At 68.2% G+C, this 1,384-nt stretch carries 2 protein-coding genes; both read left to right on the top strand.

Annotation, left to right across the window (positions count from 1 at the left end):
* Nucleotides 1-97 precede the first annotated feature (97 nt).
* The gene (rplK, locus tag ACFU6K_RS39060) at nucleotides 98-532 is read left to right on the top strand and encodes a 50S ribosomal protein L11 (RefSeq protein WP_049651984.1); all 435 of its coding nucleotides are present in this window, start codon (nucleotides 98-100) and stop codon (nucleotides 530-532) included.
* 77 nt (nucleotides 533-609) lie between these two features.
* The gene (gene rplA / locus ACFU6K_RS39055; RefSeq protein WP_380671436.1) at nucleotides 610-1,332 is read left to right on the top strand and encodes a 50S ribosomal protein L1; all 723 of its coding nucleotides are present in this window, start codon (nucleotides 610-612) and stop codon (nucleotides 1,330-1,332) included.
* Nucleotides 1,333-1,384: the final 52 nt, after the last annotated feature.

The following is a 1,384-nucleotide window of genomic DNA, read 5'->3' as shown; positions in this document are numbered from 1 at the left end:
GAACGCGTTAGCCTGGTCCGATGTGTGTGCTGGCGGCCGGGTGTCGCCCCGGTTTCGCACGCACCAGCAATCACCTCTCGGAAGGACCCGGAGAGACATGCCTCCCAAGAAGAAGAAGGTCACGGGGCTTATCAAGCTCCAGATCAACGCCGGTGCGGCCAACCCGGCGCCGCCGGTCGGCCCCGCGCTGGGCCAGCACGGCGTCAACATCATGGAGTTCTGCAAGGCCTACAACGCTGCGACCGAGTCGCAGCGCGGCATGATCGTGCCGGTGGAGATCACGGTCTACGAGGACCGTTCCTTCACCTTCATCACGAAGACGCCGCCGGCCGCGCGCCTCATCCTGAAGGCCGCGGGTGTCGACAAGGGCTCCAGCGAGCCGCACAAGACCAAGGTCGCCAAGCTCACCAGCGCCCAGGTCCGCGACATCGCCACCACCAAGATGCCCGACCTGAACGCCAACGACCTGGACGCCGCGGAGAAGATCATCGCCGGCACCGCCCGGTCGATGGGCATCACCGTCGAGGGCTGAGTTCCCTTCTCGTCCCCTGTGGTAGGGCCCGCGCAGGCCCGTGACACCACAACTCCATTCATCATTCAGGAGCAGCCATGAAGCGCAGCAAGGCCCTGAAGGCCGCGGACGCCCAGGTCGACCGCGAGCGCCTTTACGCCCCCCTCGAGGCCGTCCGCCTCGCCAAGGCGACCAGCACCACCAAGTTCGACGGCACCGTCGAGGTCGCCATGCGTCTGGGCGTCGACCCGCGCAAGGCCGACCAGATGGTCCGCAGCACCGTGATCCTCCCGCACGGCACCGGTAAGACCGCTCGGGTCCTGGTCTTCGCGACCGGCGAGCGTGCCGAGGCCGCGCGTGCTGCGGGTGCCGACATCGTCGGCTCGGACGAGCTCATCGACGAGGTCGCCAAGGGCCGCCTCGACTTCGACGCCGTCGTCGCCACCCCGGACCTCATGGGCAAGGTCGGCCGCCTGGGCCGCGTGCTCGGTCCCCGTGGCCTGATGCCGAACCCGAAGACCGGCACCGTGACCCCGGACGTGGCCAAGGCCGTGAACGAGATCAAGGGCGGCAAGATCGAGTTCCGCGTCGACAAGCACTCGAACCTGCACTTCATCATCGGTAAGGCCTCCTTCACCGACGAGCAGCTGGTCGAGAACTACGCCGCCGCGCTGGACGAGGTGCTCCGCGCCAAGCCGTCCGCCGCCAAGGGCCGCTACATCAAGAAGACCGCGTTCTCGACCACCATGGGCCCCGGCGTCCTGGTGGACCCGAACCGCACCCGCAACCTCCTCGTCGAGGAGGACCCGGCCGCGGTCTGAGCCCCAGTGCTCTAGAGCAGTCCGTACGGCGGGCCCGCACCCCCTTCACCGG

Source organism: Kitasatospora sp. NPDC057512 (genome assembly GCF_042802135.1).
Lineage (GTDB): Bacteria > Actinomycetota > Actinomycetes > Streptomycetales > Streptomycetaceae > Kitasatospora.
The sequence above is the reverse complement of the archived record's forward strand: the minus strand, read 5'-3'. Positions and strand labels throughout refer to the sequence as shown.